Source organism: Bacillus sp. FSL W8-0848, from assembly GCF_038007805.1.
Lineage (GTDB): Bacteria > Bacillota > Bacilli > Bacillales > Bacillaceae > Bacillus > Bacillus glycinifermentans.
Genome location: NZ_JBBOYB010000001.1, coordinates 3,808,391 through 3,826,147, shown reverse-complemented (window position 1 = coordinate 3,826,147; position 17,757 = coordinate 3,808,391). Strand labels below are relative to the sequence as shown.

The 17,757-nt window shown below is 47.0% G+C and carries 16 protein-coding genes, 1 pseudogene and 1 riboswitch; of the genes and pseudogenes, 14 read left to right on the top strand and 3 right to left on the bottom strand.

Annotated elements, in window-relative coordinates; genetic code table 11:
- Positions 1-10 precede the first annotated feature (10 nt).
- From NSQ39_RS20080 to NSQ39_RS20060, 5 genes and pseudogenes are all read left to right on the top strand, one after another.
- Positions 11-217 (top strand): hypothetical protein, encoded by a 207-nt coding sequence (locus tag NSQ39_RS20080; protein ID WP_335497666.1) that lies wholly within the window; start codon positions 11-13, stop codon positions 215-217.
- 19 nt (positions 218-236) lie between these two features.
- Positions 237-554 carry a hypothetical protein gene (locus NSQ39_RS20075; RefSeq protein ID WP_236809652.1) on the top strand — a complete coding sequence of 106 codons (318 nt, stop codon included), beginning with the start codon at positions 237-239 and terminating at the stop codon, positions 552-554.
- A 366-nt stretch (positions 555-920) separates the two neighbouring features.
- Positions 921-2,768: a beta-glucoside-specific PTS transporter subunit IIABC gene (locus NSQ39_RS20070; protein ID WP_175075953.1), complete on the top strand. Its 1,848-nt coding sequence runs from the start codon at positions 921-923 to the stop codon at positions 2,766-2,768.
- A 40-nt stretch (positions 2,769-2,808) separates the two neighbouring features.
- Positions 2,809-4,218: a glycoside hydrolase family 1 protein gene (locus NSQ39_RS20065; protein WP_175075954.1), complete on the top strand. Its 1,410-nt coding sequence runs from the start codon at positions 2,809-2,811 to the stop codon at positions 4,216-4,218.
- 104 nt (positions 4,219-4,322) lie between these two features.
- A pseudogene (locus tag NSQ39_RS20060) lies at positions 4,323-4,445 on the top strand (hypothetical protein); the annotation flags it as partial.
- 312 nt (positions 4,446-4,757) lie between these two features.
- Here NSQ39_RS20060 and NSQ39_RS20055 read toward each other — a convergent pair.
- A complete protein-coding gene (locus NSQ39_RS20055) occupies positions 4,758-6,041 on the bottom strand; it encodes a hypothetical protein (RefSeq protein ID WP_236809654.1) in 1,284 nt (427 codons plus the stop codon).
- Between the two features lie 129 nt (positions 6,042-6,170).
- Here NSQ39_RS20055 and NSQ39_RS20050 point away from each other — a divergent pair, with 129 nt between their 5' ends.
- The gene (locus NSQ39_RS20050; RefSeq protein ID WP_175075955.1) at positions 6,171-6,545 is read left to right on the top strand and encodes a UPF0715 family protein; all 375 of its coding nucleotides are present in this window, start codon (positions 6,171-6,173) and stop codon (positions 6,543-6,545) included.
- Between the two features lie 374 nt (positions 6,546-6,919).
- On the opposite strand, the gene NSQ39_RS20045 is transcribed toward NSQ39_RS20050, so the two are convergent.
- The gene (locus NSQ39_RS20045) at positions 6,920-9,016 is read right to left on the bottom strand and encodes an ArnT family glycosyltransferase (protein WP_175075985.1); all 2,097 of its coding nucleotides are present in this window, start codon (positions 9,014-9,016) and stop codon (positions 6,920-6,922) included.
- 206 nt (positions 9,017-9,222) lie between these two features.
- Between NSQ39_RS20045 and yhfH the strand changes: the two genes are divergently transcribed.
- The 3 genes from yhfH to aceA are packed head-to-tail and all read left to right on the top strand — an operon-like array spanning position 9,223 to position 12,273.
- On the top strand, positions 9,223-9,360 hold the full coding sequence (gene yhfH / locus NSQ39_RS20040) for a protein YhfH (protein ID WP_077735948.1): 138 nt from the start codon (positions 9,223-9,225) through the stop codon (positions 9,358-9,360).
- Between the two features lie 35 nt (positions 9,361-9,395).
- A complete protein-coding gene (gene aceB, locus NSQ39_RS20035; protein ID WP_175075956.1) occupies positions 9,396-10,985 on the top strand; it encodes a malate synthase A in 1,590 nt (529 codons plus the stop codon).
- 13 nt (positions 10,986-10,998) lie between these two features.
- Positions 10,999-12,273: an isocitrate lyase gene (gene aceA / locus NSQ39_RS20030; RefSeq protein ID WP_175075957.1), complete on the top strand. Its 1,275-nt coding sequence runs from the start codon at positions 10,999-11,001 to the stop codon at positions 12,271-12,273.
- A gap of 59 nt (positions 12,274-12,332) precedes the next feature.
- Here aceA and NSQ39_RS20025 read toward each other — a convergent pair whose 3' ends face one another.
- On the bottom strand, positions 12,333-12,491 hold the full coding sequence (locus tag NSQ39_RS20025; RefSeq protein WP_164918187.1) for a hypothetical protein: 159 nt from the start codon (positions 12,489-12,491) through the stop codon (positions 12,333-12,335).
- A gap of 163 nt (positions 12,492-12,654) precedes the next feature.
- Between NSQ39_RS20025 and NSQ39_RS20020 the strand changes: the two genes are divergently transcribed.
- The 5 genes from NSQ39_RS20020 to NSQ39_RS20000 all read left to right on the top strand — a co-directional run bounded on the left by NSQ39_RS20020 (position 12,655) and on the right by NSQ39_RS20000 (position 17,583).
- The gene (locus NSQ39_RS20020) at positions 12,655-13,737 is read left to right on the top strand and encodes a hypothetical protein (protein WP_335497891.1); all 1,083 of its coding nucleotides are present in this window, start codon (positions 12,655-12,657) and stop codon (positions 13,735-13,737) included.
- Between the two features lie 50 nt (positions 13,738-13,787).
- A riboswitch (TPP riboswitch) is annotated at positions 13,788-13,893 on the top strand.
- A 109-nt stretch (positions 13,894-14,002) separates the two neighbouring features.
- The gene (gene tenA, locus NSQ39_RS20015; protein WP_175075958.1) at positions 14,003-14,689 is read left to right on the top strand and encodes a thiaminase II; all 687 of its coding nucleotides are present in this window, start codon (positions 14,003-14,005) and stop codon (positions 14,687-14,689) included.
- Positions 14,686-15,285: an ECF transporter S component gene (locus NSQ39_RS20010; protein WP_175075959.1), complete on the top strand. Its 600-nt coding sequence runs from the start codon at positions 14,686-14,688 to the stop codon at positions 15,283-15,285. Before tenA ends, NSQ39_RS20010 begins: the two co-directional genes overlap by 4 nt.
- Entirely contained in the window at positions 15,260-16,849 is a 1,590-nt protein-coding gene (locus NSQ39_RS20005; protein WP_046130500.1) for an ABC transporter ATP-binding protein, read from the top strand. Before NSQ39_RS20010 ends, NSQ39_RS20005 begins: the two co-directional genes overlap by 26 nt.
- The gene (locus NSQ39_RS20000) at positions 16,846-17,583 is read left to right on the top strand and encodes an energy-coupling factor transporter transmembrane component T family protein (RefSeq protein WP_175075960.1); all 738 of its coding nucleotides are present in this window, start codon (positions 16,846-16,848) and stop codon (positions 17,581-17,583) included. The genes NSQ39_RS20005 and NSQ39_RS20000 overlap by 4 nt, the downstream gene beginning before the upstream one ends.
- Positions 17,584-17,757: the final 174 nt, after the last annotated feature.

The following is a 17,757-nucleotide window of genomic DNA, read 5'->3' as shown; positions in this document are numbered from 1 at the left end:
AAGGAACATCATGCAAAACAAAGCAGCAAACAATCTCACTTTATTAGGAATAGTGTTGCATATTGGGTACTGGTTCGGCATCTTATTCGTTTTCCTGCGCATCAAAAGCGGGTGGTTTGATTCTTACACCGTTTGGAATCCGGATGCCGTGAGCGGATATACGCAGTCTGATACTTTGTATGCTGAGAGCGATGATTTATTCGGGGACACTGTTTAATTGGGGCTGTTTTTTCCTTTTGATCATGTTAATCGTCATTTTGGCGCAGTCGCTTATTTTTATTGCCCTGGAAATCACCGCGTATATCAAAATCAGAAAAAATCCGTTTTCTGCGTGGGGTTCTTTTATTTTGGCGATGGGCATTAAAAACATCTTTACGAATACATCCGGAATTCCGTTTCTCATTGCAGGCTTTCTCCTTCATAAACAGCAAAAGGAACCGCAGGAACCTGAAACAAAGGCTGTGCGCCGCAAGAACAGAAGAAGGGCTTCCGCATTCACCAAACGAAAAGCAGCAGCGGTGAAAAAACGGAGAAAACCAGGAAGAAAGTCTTAATAGAAAAGGAGATTTTCAGAAGAAAAAAGCTGCCAAATTCCGATTTTACAAGGAATGGCGGCTTTTATTTTTTTATCCGACAATTGTAATGAAAGCGTTGACATAAAGATAGGCAGGTGCTACAGTATAGATACAAACTAATATCAGCAAGTTCTTAAGGATTGTTACTGCTTTAGCAGGCAAAACCTAAGTTACGAGAGTATCATCGGGACATTGTCCCGGGAAGCTGTCCGTAATTTAGGTTTTTTTTGTGCCTGAAATTAAGGAGGTGATGCAAAAACGAGCAGATATGTTTCCAGAAAAAAAGCCGGGTGAAGGCGGCCACCTTCAGTCCGGCATATTCCCCCAAAAGGAGGAGGTACTCATATGGATTATAATAAAGTATCAAAAGACATTTTACAACTCGTCGGCGGTGAGGAGAACGTACAGAGCGTGATTCACTGCATGACAAGACTGCGTTTCAACCTTTATGACAATGGCAAGGCTGATCGTGCGAAATTGGAAAACGTGCCCGGTGTAATGGGAACGAACATCAGCGGTGAACAGTTTCAGATCATTATCGGAAATGATGTGCCTAAGGTGTATAAGGCGATGCTCGCCAACAGCGGCCTGAGCGACGCAAAGGCCGGGCAGCCATCTTCTCAAAAGAAAAACGTGCTTGCGTCCATTTTTGATGTCATTTCAGGCGTATTTACCCCGATTCTCCCGGCGATTGCCGGTGCGGGTATGATCAAGGGAATTATTGCGTTAGCCGTGACATTCGGCTGGATGAGCGAGAAGAGTCAGGCGCACACCATTCTGTCTGCCATCGGCGACGGAGCTTTCTACTTCCTGCCTTTACTGCTCGCAGTCAGTGCTGCAAGAAAATTCGGCAGCAACCCTTATGTAGCAGCGGCTATCGGAGCGGCGATTTTGCATCCGGATCTGACGGCTCTGCTTGCTTCAGGCAAAAGCATTTCCTTTATCGGGTTGCCTGTAACCGCTGCCACGTATTCGTCGACGGTCATTCCGATTTTGCTTGCCATCTGGATTGCATCTTATGTAGAAAAATGGATTGATAGAATTACGCCGACATCTTTGAAGCTCATCTTTGTACCGACTTTCACCCTGCTGATCGTCGTGCCCGTCACATTGATCACGGTCGGTCCGCTCGGTGCGATTATCGGAAACTACCTTTCCGTCGGCGTGAACTATCTGTTCCAGCATGCCGGTCTGATTGCGATGATCCTGTTGGCCGGAACGTTCTCCCTTATCATTATGACGGGGATGCACTATGCATTGGTGCCGATCATGCTCAACAATATCACTCAAAACGGATACGACTATTTGATGCCGGCTATGTTCCTGGCCAATATGGGACAGGCGGGAGCGTCATTCGCCGTCTTTTTACGATCAAAAAATGCGACGTTTAAATCGTTGTCGATGACCACAAGCATCACGGCTTTGATGGGAATTACGGAGCCGGCGATGTACGGTGTCAACATGAGGCTGAAAAAGCCGTTTGTTTCCGCGCTTCTTGGGGGAGCCGTCGGCGGTGCATTTTACGGCATCACAGGAGTTGCATCTTACATCGTTGGCGGAAACGCCGGATTGCCAGGTATTCCGACGTTCATCGGCCCTACGTTTGTTCAGGCGATGATCGGGCTCGTCATCGCGTTCTTTGCAGCGACCATTATTGCTTATCTGTTAGGATTTGAAGACATTCCTTCAGACGAAGCCGATGAACAAGCAGCTGCTCCATCTCCATCTGAAGCGGGAGCGGGAGAGATCATTCAAAGCCCGCTGAAAGGCGAAGTCAAAGCATTGAGTGAAGTGGATGATGCGACATTTTCTGGAGAAGTCATGGGAAAAGGCGTCGCCATTGAGCCTGAAGAAGGCAAAGTGGTGTCCCCGGTATCAGGCACGATCACAACCGTTTTTCAAACGAAGCACGCCCTCGGCATTACAAGCGACAATGGGGCGGAAATTATTATCCATATCGGAATCGACACGGTGAAATTGAACGGTGAGCACTTTACCGTGCATGTCAATAAAGGCGACGCTGTAAAGCCGGGAGACCAGCTTGTCTGTTTTGATATGGATGCGATTAAGGATGCTGGCTATCAGTTGATCACGCCGGTTATCATTACAAATACGGACCGGTACCAGTCGATCAAGCCTTTGAAAACAGATGAAAGCGTTGACATTGAGGAAGCGCTGATCGCGCTGGCGTAGAGAAAGGAAAGCCTGACAAATTAGGATGAGGTGAAATGATATGACTGAACAAATGAAAAGGTTTCCTGAAGGTTTTTTATGGGGCGGAGCGGTTGCCGCAAACCAAGTGGAAGGCGCCTATAATGTCGGCGGAAAAGGACTCTCGACAGCCGATGTGTCGCCGAACGGCGTCATGTATCCATTTGACGAATCGATGGAGTCATTGAACCTGTATCATGAAGGCATCGATTTTTACCACCGCTACAAAGAAGATATCGCTCTTTTCGCCGAAATGGGATTTAAAGCATTCCGGACATCGATTGCCTGGACACGGATTTTTCCTAACGGCGATGAGATTGAACCAAATGAAGAGGGCCTCCAATTTTACGATCGTCTCTTCGATGAGCTATTAAAACACGGTATTGAGCCTGTAGTGACGATTTCCCACTACGAAATGCCGCTCGGTCTGATTAAAAAATACGGCGGCTGGAAAAACCGGAAAGTGATCGAGTGCTATGAACATTATGCGAAAACGGTTTTCACCCGCTATAAAGACAAAGTGAAATACTGGATGACGTTCAATGAAATCAACATGGTTCTGCATGCGCCGTTTACAGGCGGAGGCCTTGTATTTGAAGAAGGCGAAAACAAGTTAAATGCGATGTACCAAGCGGCGCATCATCTATTTGTCGCAAGCGCCCTGGCGGTCAAAGCCGGACACGAAATCATCCCGGACGCTAAAATCGGCTGCATGATCGCCGCAACGACGACATACCCGATGACGCCAAAGCCGGAAGACGTGCTCGCCGCGATGGAGAATGAGAGAAGAACGCTGTTTTTCTCGGACGTACAGTCGCGCGGAGCTTATCCGGGCTATATGAAGCGCTTCTTTAAGGAAAACGGAATTACCATTGAAATGGCTGAAGGTGATGAAGACATCTTGAAGGAAAATACCGTCGACTATATCGGTTTCAGCTACTACATGTCAATGGTCGCGAGCACGAGTCCGGAAGACTTGGCAAAAACGGAAGGCAATCTCCTCGGCGGCGTCAAAAATCCGTACTTGGAATCGTCTGAATGGGGCTGGCAGATCGACCCTAAAGGGCTGCGCATTACGTTGAATACGCTGTATGACCGTTACCAGAAGCCGCTGTTCATCGTAGAAAACGGCCTTGGCGCGGTCGATGCCGTCGAAGAAGACGGCTCCATTCAGGATGATTACAGAATCAATTATTTGCGCGATCATTTAAAAGAAGCAAGGGAAGCGATCGCCGACGGCGTCGACTTAATCGGCTACACATCATGGGGACCGATCGATTTGGTGAGCGCCTCCACCGCCGAAATGAAAAAACGCTACGGCTACATTTACGTCGACCGGGACAATGACGGAAAAGGAACGCTGAAAAGAACGAGAAAGAAAAGCTTTTACTGGTATAAAAACGTGATTGAAACGAATGGTGAAAGCTTGTAATGTGAACCGGATCGGCTGCCTCTATGAAGGCAGCTTTTTAAATGCAGAGCCGGATTTTTCTGTAGAATGTAACATCATTTTGCTATACACTTGAGAAAAAACAGGTATTCGGATTAGAGGCATGGTCCCCGATGATTATGGTGATGGTATTGAATACTGTTCTGTATTCTATTTTCGGCTTGTTGTCTGTTCTGTACTATAAGAAGGTCATTAAATCGGCGTTATGACATTAAGAAAAAGCCCATCGGACATATCCGATGGGCTTTCAGCTTGTAGAGAAAAGCCCTTTTTTAATATCTGTAAAAAGAAAAAGGCCTCACACACACTTAGCCAAGCTAGGCTAAGTGTGTGGTAATCATAACCGTATTCCGGAAATCAACTTTAAAACTAAGGTTTAGGTGACGAGACAACATGGGCTAATACGTCTGGTATATACTTTAGCTACAGTAAATCTCTCTATTTACATTAAAGGAAAATCCCTTCCTACAGTCAGAATAAAACTTACTCTACTGGATAGGAAGAGGCCATACTATAACAGTCTAGAAAAGTTCAGTTTTCCAGGATTTTTTAGGAGCCCAGAACCACAAATTCCAAAAGTCATCCTTTGATTTAACCGCATATCTGTAGATTGTCGTTGACTTAGAAGCAGATGGCGCGCTTAAATAGAACTCATGGTTTGGAGCTTTATCGTGTTTACCTGAAATGGACGCCATTCCCTTCGTCAGAATTACATTGTAACTGTAGGCAATCTTTGGATAATAGTCTGCGAATGGTATTCCAACTGCATGAGTTACAGTCCAATGTAGATAGTTGCTCTTTTTACTGTTAATATAAAGTTTTATTCCGGCGCTGCTTGCGGTTTTTCTTTCGATAACCTTTTTGCAGTCCGGGTCACTACATCTTGAGGATTGTCCAACTTTTTTATATAAAGTTATACTTGTTGGTGAATGGAATTGCGTATTGACCAATGCCTGTGTCCTGATTTTATTAGAAGTGTCTGAAAACCCTCTATTATCTCCCTTTAAGTATGTATTTTTAAACTCTGGTTTAGGGTCAGAAACAGACTTGTAGGGAATAAAAGTTTTATAATCCCACCCCTTCATATTATCCTTTGGTAGTTTTTCTTGTACTGAAAAGTTATCGTTATTCGTTACATCATCTAATATAGAATCTTTCGAATCTAGGTATGATTCTTTGTTTTCCGGCATGTCTACAACTGCAGAGAGTGAACCTTCGACACTCATGATTTCAGATTTTTCTTCCTCAGAAAGGTTTGAACCTAGCTCTTGCATCTTTTTCTCGATCTCTTTTTGCTCTGGTGCGGAAGGGTCTATGCTTACATGTATAGAGTAGTTGTACCTTTCACCCGATTTCACATTGTTGTCTGTAAACTCCCTATTTTTAGTTTCACCTATTTTTTGGTCGTCTCTATAAACCTCATATATCCCGTCCTTATCAGGGAGTTCATCCCATGAAAGCTCCACGCTTTCAGTATCTGCTACAATATTTAAATGACCCTTTTGAATTTGATAAGCCATTAAATCTTCGGCATATGATCCCTCGAACGAATTTGGAGTCTCTTGTTGCAAATCATTAGGGACGTTGAGAGTGACCACTTTTTTTAGTTTGTCATTTTGAAAAATTCCAATTTTATATTTGGCTCCAATCATTGATATATCACCACTGATTTCATTAGAAGAGCCTTCGTAAACAGGTTCCCCATTTTTGAAGAACTTGTATTTATCCCCATTTTCGTTTACCTTTAATATAAAATGTCCATTTTTCACTTTTGTATCAATAGAGGCTAGAGGCTTCTTTTGCATAGCTTTTCGGTGTTGAACATAAACAAAGAAACACTATTAGTAAGAATGGTAAAACAAAAAACCTTTTCACAAAAAATCCTCCGATCTTTGGTTAAATTAATTGAATTTTAGAAGAAAAGGAGTTTACTAATGGGTATTTTGAGTGGGATTATCGGTTATTTGTGTACTGTTGTCTTTTCCGTTTTTTCAGCGACAATAGTTTACACATTGATGTTCTTAGAGGGTTTTGGTTTTGCGTCTTTTAGATCGATAAGTTTGTTTATGTTGGTCGCATATCTTATTTTTGCAACTCCAGTTCAAATCTTTTTAAATCGCAATCCCCAAAAATTTCATGTTTGGTATTTAGTGATTTACTTCATAGTTTCTCTAGTTGTTTGTGGGATATTGGCCTTATTGGCTGGCTATGGCCTTATTGTTTTTTTGTGGTATAAATTGTACGTTTTCAGTTTTCTTTTGGCTTTGGTTTACTGGTTTTGGGATTCTTTCTTTATCCAAAAGAATTGAGCACAAAAGATTTAAGTCAAATTTCACCCCTTTTTGTTTATTTGCCCGAGTCAATTGTATCACATTTTGTAGTAATAAAAAGAAAATTATCTATTTTTTTCAATTTAGTAAGTCCAAGTCGTACAGTTGTAATTGTGCCCAATGTGAAAAGAGCGCCCTAATTGGGCGTTCTCAGTTTAAAGAGAAAGTGGGGGGGTGAAGACGCAGGTCAAAAAATCATCATTTTTTTATTTCAGCAGTTTCAAGACACTATATATAGAGGATTTCTCGATAAAATCATCTGCATACTTTGTGGTCATAATTAAAAAGGCTATCGAGATTTTCTCGACAGCCGGAAAGCCCATCGGACATCTCCGATGGGCTTTCCGCATCTCTTACAATTCAACTTTATAAAGCGTCGTCTCTCCTCCGCCGCCGGGGCCGCCTCTTGTGCCCTGCTGAATGGTGCTTGAGGAACTGCTGTATTCGTCTGACGAAATTTTTTCACCGTGTTTTTTGATCCAGGAAACCAGCTCGCTGTTGCCTGAGTTGTTGCCCGGGATCAGGAAGTACTTCACTTTTCCTTCTTTGACCAGTTTTTTCAGCTCGCTGACCGTCAGGATCGGGTCTGTGCCGTTGAAGCCGCCGAGCGCCATGACATTTTCGTCGGCATTGATGATATACGGTGCGGCGGTGACCGTCGTCAGCGTAGCGAATAGGTATTCTTCGCCTGTATTATTTTTGCGAAGGTAGGAGAGCAGCCCTGTGTCCACATCTGAACTGAACATGCCGCCGCCTGATGAGCTTTTGAGCTGCGGGCCTGCTTCTGGAAGGACGCTGCTGTTGCCGTACATGAGCGGCGTTGCCGACCAGTAGACCGGTGTGAGAAGCAGGACGCACAAGCTGATGATCGTCAGCTGATTTCCAAACGGATGGCTGCGCTTGAGCATGAGAAGGGTGATCGTCAGGCCGACTCCCAAGGTGCCCAGAACGTATATCCAGGCGCTGCCGATTTGATTCGTATAACCGCTTAAAATATAGACCTGGAATGCAGCTGTGATGAACACGGCTGCCGGCAGCAAATAGCTTGCCCAGTCTTTACGGTTTTTGTACAAGCCGTACATCGCATGCCATCCGATTCCGGATAATGCGGCGATCGGCGGTGCCAGCATAATCAAATAGTAATGATGGAAAAAGCCCGCAACGCTGAAAAAGCCTGCGACAGGGATGAGCCATGCCGCCCAGAAAAGGGTTTCTTTCATTTGCCCCGCTTTTTCGCGGCGGTCGCGGAACCAGCTGATCATCATGCCGAGCAATCCGAACAGTGCGAATGGAAGCATCCAGCTGATTTGTCCGGAAAGCGCAGATTGGAACAGTCTCAGCGGACCTGCAGTACCGGTGCCGAACATGTTCATGCCGCCGCCCCCGCCTGGGCCTCCGTTTCCTCCGCCGAATCCGCCATGGCCCCCTCCGCCAGACGGCTGCCCGCCTCCGTTTTGGCCTTGAGCATCACCGCCGGCCGGGCCGTTACCGTTCGGCGGCTGCATGCTTCCGTTTTGCGATTTGGAGCTTCCGCCAGTCGAGCCGTTTCCGCTCGGCGGCTGCATGCCTCTGTTTTGCGATTTAGAGCTTTCGCCGGCCGGGCCGTTACCGTTCGGCGGCTGCATATCTGCGCCAAATCCGTTCATATCGCCGCGGGAATTGCCTGTCGTCTGTCCGAGCAGGCGTTCTGTACCGTTGTATCCGAAAGCCAGTTCAAGCACGGAGTTTTTCTGGCTGCTTCCGACATATGGACGGCTGTCCGCCGACGTGTAGTCGACAACGAGTGCCCACGAAAGGGAAACGCCGGTAAGGACGATAAGCGACAGTACGGCCGACGCGATTTTTTTCCTCCATTTGGCTTTTGCCGCAACCAGGTAGAATAGCAAAAAGGCCGGGATGACCATAAAGGCTTGAAGCATCTTCATATTGAATCCGATTCCGACGATTCCAAACGCGGCGAGCAGCAAGATCAGCTTTCCTTGTTTGACCGCCCTCATCAGGCACCATGTACCGAGAAGCAGCGTGAATACGAGCATGCTGTCGATATTGTTCGTCCGGCTGACGGCGACTGCGATCGGCGTCAGCGCCATAACAAGAGCGCTGATTCGCGCTGCACCTTTGCCGAATCTCGGCTTGATCATGATGTAGAGAAGGAAGACAGAACCGACTCCTGCTAGCGCCTGCGGAAGGATCACGCTCCACGTATGAACGCCGAATACGAGCGCGAAGATCGTCTGTATCCATAGGACGAGCGGCGGCTTATCAACCGATACAAATCCCGAAGGATCGAATGAAGCATAGAAGAAATTGTGGAAGCTTTTCGTCATGCTTTTAACTGCTGCCAAGTAATACTGGTTGGCCGCATCATCCTGCCAGATGTTATATGTATTCAGAATAAGTGCTGCCAGCAAAATCAAGATAAGTGCGATATCCGGTTTTTTTAATTTCATCATCTCTCACCTCTTTATGGTTACCTATTTTAGATAAAAAATATGAATAAGTTATGAATAAAAAAAGAAATATTCTTTGTTATTGCACGATGGGAAAAAATAAATAATTTTGGAAAAAGTGTGTACATTTTCGATTTCCCGCTGTATACTGTACTACAACAGAAATAAAAAAACAAAATCTGTTGTATAAAAAGGAGGGGGAAACAATGAGCATGAAAAGCCCGCTCGAATTCTTTCGAACGCTTCCAAAAAAAACGTGCCCAGAATGCGGGGAGCAGGTGGAAGAACAGGCTGAATCCTATTTCATGGAATGCGAGCGCTGCCTTGCGAAGAAGGGAGAGTAACTGTTTTATAACAAAATGCGAAAGGGGCTAGAGAGATGAAGACAGAAGAGAGAAGGCTGCAGATCAAGGGAGACATGAATCCGGAATATGAAGCAATTTTAACAAAGGAAGCGCTTCAGTTCGTCGGGCGTCTTGAACGCCACTTCGGCAAAAGAAGGCGCGATTTACTGCACTTGCGAAATATCGTTCAGGCGGAAATTGATCAAGGAAAGAACCCCGATTTTCTAAAAGAGACGCAGTACATTCGGGAAGGAAACTGGACGGCTGCGCCGGTCCCGCCGGATTTGGAAGACCGCAGGGTAGAGATTACCGGGCCGGTGGACAGAAAAATGGTGATCAACGCTCTCAATTCGGGGGCGAAGGTGTTTATGGCCGATTTTGAAGACGCCAACTCACCGACGTGGAAAAACTGTGTAGAAGGACAGATCAATTTAAGGGATGCAATCCGCGGGACGATTGATTTTACAAACGAAAACGGCAAACGGTATCAGCTCAATGAGAATCCGGCGGTCATCATGGTCAGGCCGCGGGGCTGGCATTTGGAGGAAAAGCACGTGCTGGCTGACGGAAAACCGGTTTCTGCAAGCTTGTTCGATTTTGGCCTCTATTTTTTTCATAACGCAAAAGCGCTGATCAACAAAGGGAGCGGCCCTTATTTCTACCTTCCAAAAATCGAAAATCATCTTGAAGCAAGGCTATGGAATGACGTATTTGTTTACGCCCAGAACGATTTGGGCATCCCGCAGGGCACGATAAAGGCGACCGTCTTAATCGAAACAATCCTGGCAGCTTTTGAAATGGATGAGATCTTGTATGAATTGAAGGAACATTCGGCAGGCCTCAACTGCGGCAGATGGGATTACATTTTCAGCTTCATTAAGAAATTCCGCAGCAGGGAAGACGTCATCTTTCCCGACCGTTCAGCCGTGACGATGACGGTTCCGAACATGAGAGCCTATTCCCTTTTGGTCATCAAAACGTGCCATAAGCGGAATGTCCATGCGATCGGGGGAATGGCGGCGCAGATTCCTGCAAAAGACAATCCTGATATCAACGCTGCGGCTTTCGCGAAAATACGCGAGGATAAGGAGCGCGAAGTAAAAGACGGGCATGACGGGACATGGATCGCGCATCCCGGCATGATTCAAACGGCTCTCGACGTATTTGATGAACATATGCCTGAAGCAAATCAGATTCATAGAAAGCGTGAAGACATCAAGGTTGAAGGGAAAGATTTGCTGGAAGTGCCGACAGGGCGGATCACGGAAAAGGGCGTCCGCACGAATATCAGCGCCGGCATCCGCTATATGGCTTCCTGGCTGTCCGGAAAAGGCGCTGCCCCGATTGACCATTTGATGGAGGATGCGGCAACGGCCGAAATTTCAAGAGCTCAATTATGGCAATGGATCCGCCATCCGCAAGGCATTCTGGATGACGGCCGGGAAGTGACTGCAGAAATGTTCAAGACGATGAAAGAGGAAGAAATGAAGAGGATCATCGATGACATCGGGTTGAAGCGTTATCAAGAAGGCCGCTTTGAAGAGGCCGGACGGCTCTTTGAAGCAATGATTTTGGATGATCAATTCGCTGAATTTTTGACAATACCCGCTTATGAAAAATTATAAGGAGGAATGGGAGATGAGGTCTGAACAGGCAAAACAATTGGAGGAGAGCTGGCAGGATGAACGGTGGAACGGAATCACAAGGCCGTACAAGGCTGAGGATGTGATCCGCCTGAGGGGGTCCCTTGAAATCGAATATACCATCGCAAGGCGCGGCTCTGAAAAACTTTGGCGGCTTCTCCATTCGGAAGATTTCGTTCCAGCGCTTGGAGCGTTGACGGGAAACCAGGCAATGCAGCAAGTAAAGGCCGGATTGAAAGCGATTTATTTAAGCGGCTGGCAAGTGGCGGCCGATGCAAACCTTGCGGGGAGCATGTACCCTGACCAAAGCCTGTATCCGGCAAACAGCGTTCCGGAAGTCGTCAAAAGAATCAACCGTACGCTCCAGCGCGCAGACCAGATTCATTTCATGGAAGGAAAAGAAGAGATCGATTGGTTTGCACCGATCGTAGCGGATGCTGAAGCGGGATTCGGCGGGCAGCTGAATGTCTTCGAATTGATGAAAAGCATGATTGAGGCAGGTGCCGCTGGCGTTCATTTTGAAGACCAGCTTTCATCAGAGAAAAAATGCGGACATTTGGGCGGAAAAGTGCTGCTGCCGACGCAGACGGCGGTTTGTAATTTGATCGCGGCCCGCCTCGCCGCAGATGTCATGGGCGTCCCGACGGTTCTCATCGCCCGGACGGATGCGAATGCGGCCGATCTCATCACAAGCGACATCGACCAGTATGATGCCCCGTTTTTGACGGGAGAACGCACATCAGAAGGATTTTTCAAAACGAAAGCGGGCCTTGATCAGGCGATTGCCAGAGGGCTTGCATATGCGCCTTACGCCGACTTGGTCTGGTGTGAAACATCAGAACCTAATCTTGATGAGGCGCGCCGGTTTGCAGAGGCGATTCATGAACAATTCCCGGGAAAACTGCTTGCGTACAATTGCTCGCCTTCTTTTAACTGGAAAGCCAAACTCGATGATCAAACGATTGGTGATTTTCAAAAAGATCTCAGTGAAATGGGGTATAAATTTCAATTCGTCACACTCGCTGGGTTCCACGCTTTAAATCACGGCATGTTTGAACTGGCCCGCCAATATAAAACACGCGGGATGGCCGCTTACTCTGAGCTGCAGCAGGCCGAGTTCGCCAGCGAAGCCCACGGCTATACGGCGACAAGGCACCAGCGTGAAGTCGGAACGAGCTATTTTGATGAAGTCGCACAAGTCGTTACAGGAGGGACTTCTTCGACGACGGCGCTAAAAGGCTCGACGGAAGCGGAGCAGTTTCAGCAGTAAATCGCTGTGAAAAAGCCGCCTTGCTTGACAGGCGGCTTGCTCGTTTGTATAAAAATATTTTAGCAATTGGCATCATTGGAAGGGGCAATCAAAGGATGTTCCCGAAGCACAATCACATTCTGATGAGCTTTGTTACTTCTTTTGGCCGGCCGGTTGTCTTTGCTGAATGAGTAGAACAAATACACGGTCATTGTCAAAATCAAGATAAACATCATCATATCTATCCCCTCCAATTGAAATTTGCCTTTCAATATATAAGACGGATTGCGCCCAGTATAAGTTTCAGAAAATTTGTTTATTTCTTAAAAAATATCAATCTATACCAAATTCTGTAAATATACGTTATGATGAAGTAGAGATGAAGAAAAGGAGTGAAGTGAGTTGGGAAAGAGGGTTAAACGATTTTCATTCATGTTCGCCGTTTTGCTCATGATCTCGTCGGTCCCGGCGATGGCCGAAGGAGCAGAACCGCCGAAGAAGGAAAAAGAGATTGCAGACTACCAGCAAAAGCTTGAAGTCAAACGGGAAAACATTGCGATCGATCGGGCCAATATAAAAGATTCCTACAGACTCAATGAAGACGGGCAGTCTTTGAACGTAACAAAACCCAAAGCTTCCGTCAAATCAAACTATTCTTCTTCAGAACAATCCTTTCAGCACCAGGCCTCACTGACGGAAACCAACAAGGACGATCTGTGGTTTTTCAGCACGCCTTCAGACAGAACATTCATCGCGAGAATCCTATCAAACAATGCCGACTACACCGTGCAGCTTTACGTGGTTGACTGGGAAAAAGGACAAGCCATTCCGACGAATATCTCCGCGTCAGCCGGCAATTTGATCGCACTCAATGAGCTTCCAAAAGGCGACTATGCGCTCAGGGTTTTTTCGGCGGGAGATGTCGGAGATTCCTATACGATTCAAATGAACGCCAGGAACCCGGCCCATTTTACATCGGCAGTATCTGTCTCATCTTCCCTGCAGCAATTTGTCGCGGAATATGAAGACGGTTCAGTTTATGCCAACGGCACCTTTGTATATAACAAAAACGGCGGAAATAGCCACCTTGACTGGAAGAGAGTCTTTTATTTTCCGTATGGCGGCGGCTACACCCAGCGGACTCACGAGATTGCAGATGCAAAGGTCAAATCGGTTTCCGCACCTGTATCATACAAAGCAAGCTATGCCAGCTCTGAAGAAGCCATCATGGTCTATCTCGATAAAGGGACATTGTTTATGCACCACCAGTCCGCCTTTCAATCCGGCGTCGGCTATGAAGGTTCGTTTGTCGATACGCTTGGAAAGGTGACGCCGAGAAGGATCGATGACAACGATTTTGAATACGGCGATCATATTCTCATCGTCGATTTAAAAACGGGTAAGTCTATCGATTTCTTCAGTGTATTAAACTACTACTATGCAAGCGGGGTCGAAAAAATCCCGGCGATTCAATACTTGAATTAAAGCATTGACATGTAGTTTATAGATGTGTAGAGTAAAAGTTAATGAAATAGGAAGTCCACTGGGGGAGCCATAAAGCTGGCTGAGACAAGAGGTGATCTTGGACCCTTCGAACCTGATCTAGTTCGCACTAGCGTAGGGAAGTGGAGCCGGTGTCTTTATGAGTTCATCATCTTAAGCCGCTCCATTTTGGGGCGGCTTTTTTGCATAAAGAAGCCGTTTTCCCCTTGTGCCTTCCTTTATAAATGAATGTAAGGAGGCTTTCTTCATGAGTTTTTCAGCGCAACTTCGCCGCGAGGCAAATCCCATCTTTGAAGCCATTTTTCAGCATCCTTTTGTAAAGGGGCTGGCGTCGGGCGACCTAAAAAAGGAACAGCTCATCCATTATGTCAAACAGGATGTCGCGTATTTGAATTCCTTTGTACAAATCTACGGAATCGCTATTTCAAAATGCAAAAAACGGGAAGACATGACCATGTTCAACCGGCAGATTTCCTTTGTGCTGGACAGCGAGGTGCATCCCCACAACAATCTTTGCCGGGTTGCAGGCGTACAATATGAAGACCTGCACGGCTATCCTCTCGCACCGTCGGCTCATCATTATATCAGCCATATGCTGACGGCCGCGCACGAAGGCACGATCGGAGACATATTGGCCGTTTTGCTGCCGTGTCCGTGGACATATTGGGAGATTGGCAAAAGATTGCTGAATGAGGTGCAGCCTGATCCGTCGCATCCGTTTTATGACTGGATTCTATTTTACGGAGACCGAACCGATTCGATTACAACGGCATTTTGCGCTCGTTTGGATGAATGGGCAAAGGATGCACGCGAGGAAGAAAAAGAGAAAATGAAAGAGCTCTTTTTGTTAAGCTGCCAGCTTGAATATCAGTTTTGGGAGATGGCCTATACCCTTGAAGATTGGCCTGTGAATATGGAGGCGGCGGGACGATGAATTGGAGGATGAAAGAAGTCGTCATGACCGTGATATTGTCAGTCGCCTGCGGTGTAATTTATTTAGGGTGGTCCACCTTGTGGATTCCGGTTTCGGCTATCGTCGGTCCAGTCGGTGCAAACTTTATGTTCGGCATATGGGTGATTGCGAGTCCGATCGTTGCCTATATCATCCGCAAACCGGGGGCGGCGCTGATTGCCGAGACGGCAGCTGCGGCGGTTGAACTGCTGACGGGAAGCCATTTTGGGTTATCTTCACTGCTCATCGGCGTTTTCCAGGGGGCTGGAGCGGAAATCGCTTTTGCGATGTTTCGTTATCAGCGCTATAACCTGTTTACCCTTATGCTGTCCGGAGCGCTTGCGGCCGTCGGCAGCATGACCTACAGCCTGATCGCAAACGGCTTTGGCTACTATACGACAGAAAAGCTGGTTCTGACATTTATCATTCAGGTCATCAGCGGAATCATTCTCGGCGGCTGGCTCGCCAAAGCGGTGGTCGGGGCGCTCGCGAAAACAGGTGTGCTCGACCAATATGAGATCATGAAGGAACAGCGGAAAAAGGATGAATCAAATGAATTCGTATCTAGGATGCAATAATCTATCCGTTCGCTTTTACAATCGTTCGGAAACGGTATTGGACAGCTTGAGTCTATCGATTCAAAAAGGAGAGAAGGTGCTGATACTCGGGCCGAGCGGAAGCGGAAAATCGACATTGATTTCGGTGCTTTCCGGAATTATACCCGAACATATTGAAGCCGAAGTCAAAGGCGAGGTAGACCGCAGAAAAAGCGCCGGTGTCATGTTTCAGGACCCGGATTCGCAATTCTGCATGCTTCGGGTTGATGAAGAAATCGCCTTTAGTCTGGAAAATCGCCGTGTTCCCCCCGAAGATATGGAGCGGATGATCTCTTCTCTCATGGATCAGGTCGGGCTGAATGTTGATAAGAAAACGCCGATTGAGACTTTGTCAGGGGGCATGAAACAGCGGCTCGCGCTGGCGTGTCTTTTGGCTTTGGAACCGGAAGTGCTGTTTTTTGACGAGCCGACGGCGCAGCTTGATCCGGTCAGCCGGAACGCGATCTTCGCCCTGCTGAAAGACGTCTCTGAAAAAACGGGGCAGACGATGGTGTTTGTCGAGCATGTGTTGGACGGCTGCATCGAATGGATGGACCGCGTCATCCTTTTAAACGAAAACGGACGCATGATCGGCGACGGAAAACCCGGGGACATTCTCCGTCTCTATCAGCGGCAAATGAAGGAGGCCGGCATTTGGCTGCCCAAGCTGTATCCGGCTGTATGGGAGGAAGTCGTCCGGGACGAGACCCATCCGCTTGCCGTCAAGCTGTCTGCCGAACTGAAAAAAAAAGAACGTGAGGAAGAAAGCGGGACGCCCAAAAGCAGGACATTGATCCGCACCGAAGATGCAGCGATCGGCTATCGAAAAAAAACGGTTGCGGACGGCATCAGCGTTCAGATTCCAAAAGGCGCCTGGGTATCGGTCATCGGGGAGAACGGCAGCGGGAAAAGCACGTTTCTCAAAAGCCTGATCCGCTTGGAAGCGGTGAGAAAAGGACGCATTTATTTGGAGGATTGCGAGCTGAAAAAATGGTCTGACAAGGACTTGTATGACAAGGCCGGCTTCGTCTTTCAAAACCCGGAGCTCCAATTTATTCAGGATTCGGTCTTTGAGGAAATCGCGTACGGAGCGAGACAGAGAAACTGGTCTGGGGAAGAGATTGAGAAAAAAACGTCCGGCCTGTTACAAGAGTTCGGGCTTACATCACACCGAAAGGCCCACCCGTTCACATTGAGCCTGGGGCAAAAACGTCGTCTGAGCGTGGCGACGATGCTTTTGTTTGATCAAGATTTGCTTCTCCTTGATGAACCGACATTCGGACAGGACGAAAAAACGTCAGGAGAGCTGATTAAACGGTTAAAAGAACGGCAGGAACGGGGAACCTCAATCATCATGGTGACCCATGATATGGATATCGTCGACCGGCACTCTGATCAAGTCATCGTGTTTCACAAAGGAAAAGCGGCTTATCAGGGAACGCCTTACCGTTTATTTTCCGATCGGAGCCTCATCAGCCGGTTCTCGATCGTTCCGCCGCTTCACTATAAACTGATGCATGCCAGAGAAAAGAAGGTGCCTGTATGAAAAGCAATGATTCATACCTTTCAACATTGAATCCTGCGGGAAAGCTTTTTTTCCATCTGCTTGTCATGTGTATATTAATGACCGTTTCAAACCCGAAGCCGACTTTTTTCATATGGCTTCTCGCGGTGATGACCGGCATCGTTTTCGGAGGCTGGACGGCTGCATATTTGGCGAAGCGCCTGCTGCCTTATCTGCTTTTTTTCGTTCTCGTCTGCTGGATGATGGCCGCTTTTGGAAAAGGAGAGGAAACGCTTTGGCAATGGGCATGGTTCCATGTGACGAAGGAGAGCCTTGGAAACGGCCTGACGATCGCTTTGCGGATGCTCGGGTTTGTCACATACGGACTCCTGTTTACGTCAACGACCGATTTAACGGCGTTCATCATGAGCTTAATTCATCAATGCAGGCTGTCGCCGAAATGGGCGTATGGACTGCTGGCCGGATTTCGGTTTGTTCCGCTCTTTCAATCAGAGCTCTCGCAAATGAAAGCCGCGCATAAAATCAGGGGCTATAAACAAAAAAACAGCTGGAAAGCCTTTATCACATATTCGCTCCCATTGTTCTCCCAAGGCATCCGCAAATCGGAAAGAATTGCGGTGGTAATGGAAGCGCGGGGTTTTACGGGCACGAGAAACCGGACGTATTATCAAACGCCCCGGCTTGGCGCAAAAGATGCGCTTTACGGAATCGTTCTGCTTCTCGCCGTGCTGGGGATATTGATAGTATTTTCCTGAAAAATACATTTGTTAGAGCCGTGAAAGCGGCTCTTTTTTAATAATGAGAATAGAAAAACTCCGGAACAATTGACTTAAACATATTGACCTGGTCTAAAAAGGTTGTACAATCAATGTGTAACATGTGAAAAAAGAAATATAAATCATCCCCTTCATTCTAATAAAACGGGAGGT